The 6,583-nt window shown below is 56.5% G+C and carries 9 protein-coding genes and 1 pseudogene; 7 read left to right on the top strand and 3 right to left on the bottom strand.

Annotated elements, in window-relative coordinates; genetic code table 11:
• The coding region (locus BCL93_RS16960; protein WP_112056540.1) for a replication initiation protein at window positions 1-791 on the bottom strand (791 nt) is incomplete at its 3' end.
• Between the two features lie 556 nt (window positions 792-1,347).
• Between BCL93_RS16960 and BCL93_RS16955 the strand changes: the two genes are divergently transcribed.
• The 7 genes from BCL93_RS16955 to BCL93_RS16925 all read left to right on the top strand — a co-directional run bounded on the left by BCL93_RS16955 (window position 1,348) and on the right by BCL93_RS16925 (window position 5,279).
• Window positions 1,348-1,581 carry a hypothetical protein gene (locus BCL93_RS16955; RefSeq protein ID WP_035598453.1) on the top strand — a complete coding sequence of 78 codons (234 nt, stop codon included), beginning with the start codon at window positions 1,348-1,350 and terminating at the stop codon, window positions 1,579-1,581.
• Window positions 1,581-1,943 (top strand): hypothetical protein, encoded by a 363-nt coding sequence (locus BCL93_RS16950; RefSeq protein WP_110691221.1) that lies wholly within the window; start codon window positions 1,581-1,583, stop codon window positions 1,941-1,943. The genes BCL93_RS16955 and BCL93_RS16950 overlap by 1 nt, the downstream gene beginning before the upstream one ends.
• The gene (locus BCL93_RS16945) at window positions 1,940-2,293 is read left to right on the top strand and encodes a hypothetical protein (RefSeq protein WP_220086307.1); all 354 of its coding nucleotides are present in this window, start codon (window positions 1,940-1,942) and stop codon (window positions 2,291-2,293) included. The genes BCL93_RS16950 and BCL93_RS16945 overlap by 4 nt, the downstream gene beginning before the upstream one ends.
• A gap of 221 nt (window positions 2,294-2,514) precedes the next feature.
• The gene (locus tag BCL93_RS16940) at window positions 2,515-2,838 is read left to right on the top strand and encodes a plasmid mobilization protein (RefSeq protein WP_146742517.1); all 324 of its coding nucleotides are present in this window, start codon (window positions 2,515-2,517) and stop codon (window positions 2,836-2,838) included.
• A 164-nt stretch (window positions 2,839-3,002) separates the two neighbouring features.
• The gene (locus BCL93_RS16935) at window positions 3,003-3,440 is read left to right on the top strand and encodes a very short patch repair endonuclease (RefSeq protein WP_112056537.1); all 438 of its coding nucleotides are present in this window, start codon (window positions 3,003-3,005) and stop codon (window positions 3,438-3,440) included.
• Window positions 3,424-4,644, top strand: a complete 1,221-nt coding sequence (locus tag BCL93_RS16930; protein WP_258396736.1) for a DNA cytosine methyltransferase — start codon at window positions 3,424-3,426, stop codon at window positions 4,642-4,644. Before BCL93_RS16935 ends, BCL93_RS16930 begins: the two co-directional genes overlap by 17 nt.
• Window positions 4,641-5,279 (top strand): Eco29kI family restriction endonuclease, encoded by a 639-nt coding sequence (locus tag BCL93_RS16925; RefSeq protein ID WP_112056535.1) that lies wholly within the window; start codon window positions 4,641-4,643, stop codon window positions 5,277-5,279. The genes BCL93_RS16930 and BCL93_RS16925 overlap by 4 nt, the downstream gene beginning before the upstream one ends.
• A 549-nt stretch (window positions 5,280-5,828) precedes the next feature.
• Here the strand turns inward: BCL93_RS16925 and BCL93_RS16915 are convergent.
• Window positions 5,829-6,146: a helix-turn-helix domain-containing protein gene (locus BCL93_RS16915; protein WP_112056533.1), complete on the bottom strand. Its 318-nt coding sequence runs from the start codon at window positions 6,144-6,146 to the stop codon at window positions 5,829-5,831.
• A pseudogene (locus tag BCL93_RS16910) lies at window positions 6,139-6,513 on the bottom strand (type II toxin-antitoxin system RelE/ParE family toxin). Before BCL93_RS16910 ends, BCL93_RS16915 begins: the two are co-directional and overlap by 8 nt.
• Between the last annotated feature and the right edge of the window lie 70 nt (window positions 6,514-6,583).

Here is a 6,583-nt window from a genome sequence, read left to right as displayed (position 1 = left end):
ATAACCGCCATAGGAATCCTGAATATCGATCCTGAGGCGTTAGAAGCCTTTCCATCATCCTTGGCCTTGGTTTTCCTCTTGCGGGCCTTCTGGGTGCCTTCCTGGGCTTTCTCGCCGAAGGTGAACACCAAGTGGGACACTCGGCGTCCGGTCTTTCGCTGGTCCCACTTCACCCATAGCGGGCTGTGCTCGTTGATCTGTGCTGTGGCCGGTTCAACCACCCACCGTTTCAGGTCCTTTATGGCTGGGTACTTACCATCTAGCTGGAACGCCTCACGCAGCCACTCGATAGGCACCTCTCGCTCGCCCGCCCCCCGCCACTGGCACAAAAGCTCATAGAGCCGCATGGCATGGGCGCTGGTCATCTTGGCCACGTCCTCGAGCGCGTAGCGCGTGAACTGCTCCGTAAGCTGTGTCAGGTATGGCAGCATGTCTTTTGTGAATCTCAGCTCGACACGACCTTCTAACTCGACGTAGGCAATGGATTGGACCCAGCTAGTTACCAGGGTCTTAGGCCTCTTTCCTTGACCATTGGGATATTCCCGCAACCATACCTCCCGACGTTTCAGCCGGAGGGCTGCATCGGCTAGCTCTTTGTAGGTTGAGTGAGAGTCAGTCCCTACGAGTGCGGCATAGTCGGCCACGCTGACGCTATACATCACTTCATCGGTGAGCGGCTGATCCCTTCGCACTTGGGTGATACAGCCCAACATGATGCGCTGTTCAGCGGGAGTGAGGCGGTAAGATGCCTCGACCAGGGCATTGCTCTTGTAAACCTGGGGCTCGTTCATCCTTGGGGCTCCAGTAGGGAGTGTGTCTACAGTGTCCCTTTATAGGGAGGGTTTTATGTTCTCCCTTTTAACCCTGAATCCCTCCCCTCTACAACCCTGAATCCCTCCCCTTTTGACCCTGAATCCCTCCCCTTTTGGCCCTGAATCCCTCCCCTTTTTAACCTAAAAACACATGTATATCAGTGGCTTACAAGGCCTAAAAGGGGAAAAGGGGAAAAGGACAGAAAAGAGCGCATCCGCGCTCGCCTGCCCTCCGGTCGTCGTTCCTCCTCCCTCCGCCCGGCCTTCGGCCGCCTGAACCCCATGAATGCCTCGACAAGTCGAGAAGGGCGCGGTCGAGCCGCTTCGCGGCTGCGCGCCCTGGTCGGCGAGGCCTGGCCGCTAAAGCGCTACGCCACGGCGGGCCGATCCCGATCACCTCGCGGGAACGGTTGGGCCTTCGGCCCGGGTTTAGCAGGGATGTGGATCGGCAAGGGCGTTGCCGTCTAAATATACGTGATTTATTCACACCTATATGCTATCCTGGTAGGCATCAACTCGGCGAAGGGGAGTCACCATGGCACTACGGCGGATCAGCGACCTCGAGCAGTCTCACAAGAGCCGCGACGGCAACGTCATCGAGTGGAAGTCCCCCAGCCGCTGGTTGTACCGCTACGAGCGTGACCGGGGGGCGGTCGGCATGGAAACCGGCCCCGGTACCGGCGAGTTCCTGTGGTACGTGCTGGACAAGAACGACCTCACCCATGCCAAGCGTCGCGTGTTCGACCTGATCAACGAGGACGAGCTCTGATGGCCCGTAAGCGTGAAATTGTCCCGAGTGAGGCGCGACTGTGGCTCGGCGTGCTCCTGGACGCGGCCTTCGATCCGACCTCGAGGACCCTGGATCTCGCCCGCAGCGCCGAGATCGCCAACCACCACACCCAGGCGAACGGCCCGCGGGATGCCCTGCGCCTGACGGCACGGGACGGCAAGACCCAGCTGCTTGCCCTGGCCGGCGACCTGACGGCCTACCCCGAAGACTACAGCGACCAACGCCAGGCGGAGCTCCTGCTGGCGTGGGCCGAGCGTTGGATTCAGCCCGAGGACTGGGGGCGACTTGCCGCGCGTGTGCGCAAGCGTCGCCAGAAGATGCGTCAAAGCGGAGGTGAATGATGGATAGCGGACAGTATGCAAGGAACATCGGCGGCTCCCTGCTCGCCGAATCGTTGCGGCACTACCGCGACCCGGACGGTGACCGTTGCCACCCTATCGCGAAGCGGGTGCTGGATCGATGGGCGCTCGAGGAGCCGAATCGCGTGCGCCTGTTGTGTGCCGATCCGGTCAGGATCGAGTGGTTGCTCGATGCCGCCCAGGATCAAGGCAACGTGGAACTTGAACTGCTCACCAGCGTGGCCGCGCAGCATCGTCGTGAGTGCGGTGAAACCGATACCGACTTGCTGCTCGAGGCCGGGGTTGCGCTGCAGATGCCGGACAGTCTGCCCTTTCGGCACTGTGATCGTTAAGTCACCGACATCATGTCCCTTTCAGATGGGGGTTCGTGCTGAGAACGTGCCGGTGAAGTGAGGCGCGAAACCGGGATGCAGCCCCGGACAAGGTATGCCCACGTAACACATTCGTGTACTAGCGCCCGCTGCAATCGCTTCGCTCTCTTGCCGGGCTGGCACCTTGCTCGGGGCTTCGCCCCGAGCCCCCTACCTCATTCGCTACCGCTCACGAGGTCACCATGGCATCACCCACACCATCGAAGGCCCCCGTCCATCGGGATAAGCACCTCAGCGTCAGGCTCACTGAGGACGAAAAGCAACGGATTTTGCAGAAGGTCGAGTCCACCGATGCCCGCAGCCCATCCGAGTTCGTTCGGAGTACGGCGCTCGACTATCCGGTGCGCTCAGTGGTCACGCATGAAGCGATCAACGAGCTGCGTCGTCTCGGTGGACTGGTGAAGCACCTCTTCATCGAAGGGGGACGCGAGGATCCTGACGGCCTGTACCTGGAGACGCTGAACGAGCTGAGAGCCGCCATTCGCAGGCTTGGGCGCGAGGTGTGACCAGAGAGGGCGGGTGGCATTAGGCGTGAAGGGTTCACGCCTAATGCGCTCAAGATAAGCCGCGTAATCCTGAATTTCCGTGGATCCAGGGTGAATGGTGGCAAGTCGGATGTAGGCTAGATTGGGTGGCACTGGATTCCCAGCTAGGTGGTGATGGAGCTTTGATGGATACCTTATCCAAGGAAGCCCGTAGCGAGCGTATGTCCCGGGTACGAGGCAAGGACACCCAGCCAGAAATGAAACTGCGCCGTCTGGTGCACGGCATGGGGTTTCGCTATCGGCTTCACGATACCCGCCTTCCGGGAAGCCCTGACATGGTTTTCAGATCACGGCGAGTAGTGATCTTCATGCACGGTTGCTTCTGGCATCGGCACGAGGGCTGTGCCCTGGCCCGAATGCCTAAGAGCCGGGTATCATTCTGGCGCGAAAAATTGGAAGCTAATCGGCTACGTGATCGGCGCAACCAATTGAAATTAAATGAAATGGGGTGGCGTGTGCTGGTCGTCTGGGAGTGCCAGTTGACCCGCACGGACCTCACCGCGCGACGCGTGCGGGACTTCCTGAACGACACGACGGGGTTGGAGTATGATGAAATCGGTTGAGCTCTTCGCGGGCGCTGGGGGGCTAGCGATGGGGGCGACTCTCGCCGGCTTCGAGTCTCTAGCGGTGGTCGAGTGGGATCGTTGGGCATGTGACACGATTCGCGAGAATCAGCGCAAGGGATACCCCTTGGTTCAGGACTGGCCCCTGTGGGAAGGCGACGTGCGTGAGTTCGACTGGTCGAGCCTCCCTGAAGGGGTCGACCTGGTGGCCGGCGGCCCGCCCTGTCAGCCGTTCTCGATGGGAGGGCGTCACAAGGCATTTGGCGATAAACGTGACATGTTCCCCGCTACGGTCGAAGTCGTTAGGCGATTGAGACCAAAGTCGTTCATCATCGAAAACGTGAAGGGCCTAACTCGTGCGAGTTTCCACGACTACTTTCAGTACATACAACTTCAGTTGGAGTTTCCCGAAGTCAGCCGGCGGGATGGTGAGACTTGGTTAGAACACCTAAAACGGCTTCAAGAGGAAAAGACCTCTGGCGCTCAACACTTCAATGGGTTGACGTATAATTTGTTTCCGGTTTTAGTCAATGCGGCCGACTACGGAATACCGCAGAAGCGTGAGCGTGTCTTTATCGTAGGCTTTCGATCTGACCTAGGTGTGGAATGGTCTCCCCCGGACCCGACTCATTCTCTGGACGCTTTGCTTCATGACCAATGGGTCACTGGAGATTACTGGGAACGCCATCGTATTCCCAAATCGCGTAGGCCCGCAGTACCTGAGCGTTTGGTCAACCGGGTGCGAAAATTAGAAGATTCGTTTATCGCGTGTGAGCGCAAACCTTGGCGGACTGTCCGGGATGCCTTGATCGACGTCCCGGATCCCCGGAAACGAGGGGCGCGTTTTTTCCATGATCACAAGTTCCAAGATGGAGCTCGGGTGTACAAGGGGCACACAGGAAGTCCGCTGGACTTGCCGTCGAAGACCTTGAAGGCGGGAGCACATGGTGTCCCTGGTGGTGAGAATATGATGGTTCGCGACGATGGTAGTGTTCGCTATTTCACAGTTCGTGAATCTGCTCGACTGCAGACCTTCCCTGATGGCTATACCTTCCATGGCGCGTGGGGAGAGACTATGCGCCAGTTAGGAAATGCTGTGCCTGTCGCTTTGGCACGTGCTATGGCGTGCTCAGTCGCTGAGCAGTTGTCCCTGACACAACTGCGCAACTTGGCCAATCAGCAGCGGCGTAGGAAGATGGCATGACCGATAATATTATTCCCTTTAACCCACTCGATAAGAAACATCTTGGCGAGAGTGTTGGTCAAGCCATGCTTCGTCGCCCAGTAATTCGTCTCGGCGAGCTAAGTAAGTTCAATGGCGCTGGGATATACGCGATTTATTATGTTGGGGGTTTTCCTGCCTACCAGGCGATATCTTCCCGTAACAAGGGAGGAGATTTTGTGGCGCCCATCTACGTCGGGAAGGCCGTGCCATCCGGTGCTAGGAAGGGAAAAATGTCGGCGGCTACAACAACCTCCTTGCACAAGCGTCTTAACGAGCACAAGAAAAGTATAGAAGCAGTCGAGAACTTGGAGATTGAAGACTTCTATTTCCGTGCTCTTGTGGTTGACGATATATGGATTCCTCTCGGGGAGTCGCTTTTAATATCTAAGTTTTCTCCGATTTGGAACAACTTGATTGATGGTTTTGGCAACCATACTCCAGGGAAGGGGCGTTTCGAGGGGTTGCGGCCTAGATGGGATGTGCTGCATCCAGGTCGGTCTTGGGCTGAACAATGTAAGCCAAGAGATGAGACGATGGAGCAGATAATGCATGAGGCTGAAGACCATCTTCGCAACAATCCTCCTCCAGATAATAATACAATGATCACATCATGATCATCATTTAACATTGTTTTTATGCGAACTTATCGCCTTTCCAGGAAAGTCTGGAAGGGCGGTTATTATGTAAATAAGTAATGCAAGGCTTATCGTCCCGCAAAATTCTTTACTGATAAGCCTGTGGTGGTAATCCATCCTGTTTGGGTTTTTAGTGAGATATGGGCAGATTGAGGCGGAAGGACTGATTCCAGTGCTCGCACGGTAATCTTGAGGTTTATGAATAACGAGCCGCCAGGTGTAACCTCAGCGGCTCGTTCTTCATAAATCTTCAATCATCAAGTCGATGAAGGTTTCTTTCAACATAGGGGTGGAATTGGGCATGTGTTAGCCTGGAAACACCAAGAGATGCTTTAAGCTCATCTCCCATTACTCTTAGTTCAGAGCGATTTTTTGCAGACTGAGACTTGTTGAACTTCCGAAGGATATAGTTCATTTCGTGGTCTTCGGAAAAATTTACATAATCGTGATCGCTTATAGCCATGAGGGCCTCTGGTGATGATTGGCTTTTCTTTGCTTGCAAAGGCTACATTAGCGATCAAGAGATTATTAGGCAATGGCCTGAATCCCTTTCTTTTCTATAACGGTCAGAAGACGCAGGGCTGGGCCGCCTGGCCGCTTTATACCTCTCTCCCAATCGGAGACTAGGTTCTTGCTGACGTTGAGGTAACGAGCGAACACAGGCTGTGAAAGGTGCTCGCGCTCGCGGAGTGCTCGGATAGCCTCAGGTGGGATCGTCTCCGCCGTGGTGAGGCAGCTCTCGTCAAAGTCGCGCATGGTCTGCTTGTCGACGGCACCAACCTCATGCAGTGCTTCCATGGTCTCATGGATTGCAGCCATGGCGTCGCTACGGTATTTCTTAGCCATCGTCTTCCACCTCCGAAAACTGTCCCTTCCGCATCATCTCGACCAGGTGCTCCTCTGACAGGTCGAGGATGTGCTGGGCGGCCTGTTTGAACGCGGCCTTCTCCTCGTCGCTGATATTGCTCTGTTGGCTCTTGGCGAAGCCGTACACGAAGAAGGCGCGATGTGCCTGGCGGTAGAGGATGATCGTACGTTAGCCGCCCGACTTGCCTTGCCCTGGGCGAGCCACCCGCTGCTTGATGACGCCCCCGCCTAGGTCCGCGTCGATCAACCCCTGGTCGGCTCGCCGGATGGCGTCACGCAGGGCAGCGTCCTCGAGCTTCTGTTTCTTGGCGAAGCGCTCGAACCAGGCGTTCTTGAAGATCCTCACCGGTCGTATCCCTGCCACTCAAAGTATAATACTTAGTGTTACACCTTGCGATGACAGGCTGCAATCCTGG

This window comes from Onishia taeanensis (genome assembly GCF_003268885.1).
Lineage (GTDB): Bacteria > Pseudomonadota > Gammaproteobacteria > Pseudomonadales > Halomonadaceae > Onishia > Onishia taeanensis_A.
Note: the sequence above shows the minus strand (reverse complement) of the source record. Positions and strands in the feature narration are given on the sequence as shown.

What these genes read in the sequence shown, in the direction of transcription:
- BCL93_RS16955 (WP_035598453.1), top strand. Translation starts at nt 1,348, where the DNA reads ATGGCACTACGGCGGATCAGCGACCTCGAGCAGTCTCACAAGAGCCGC.
- BCL93_RS16950 (WP_110691221.1), top strand. Translation starts at nt 1,581, where the DNA reads ATGGCCCGTAAGCGTGAAATTGTCCCGAGTGAGGCGCGACTGTGGCTC.
- BCL93_RS16945 (WP_220086307.1), top strand. Translation starts at nt 1,940, where the DNA reads ATGATGGATAGCGGACAGTATGCAAGGAACATCGGCGGCTCCCTGCTC.
- BCL93_RS16940 (WP_146742517.1), top strand. Translation starts at nt 2,515, where the DNA reads ATGGCATCACCCACACCATCGAAGGCCCCCGTCCATCGGGATAAGCAC.
- BCL93_RS16935 (WP_112056537.1), top strand. Translation starts at nt 3,003, where the DNA reads ATGGATACCTTATCCAAGGAAGCCCGTAGCGAGCGTATGTCCCGGGTA.
- BCL93_RS16930 (WP_258396736.1), top strand. Translation starts at nt 3,424, where the DNA reads ATGATGAAATCGGTTGAGCTCTTCGCGGGCGCTGGGGGGCTAGCGATG.
- BCL93_RS16925 (WP_112056535.1), top strand. Translation starts at nt 4,641, where the DNA reads ATGACCGATAATATTATTCCCTTTAACCCACTCGATAAGAAACATCTT.
- BCL93_RS16915 (WP_112056533.1), bottom strand. Translation starts at nt 6,146, where the DNA reads ATGGCTAAGAAATACCGTAGCGACGCCATGGCTGCAATCCATGAGACC.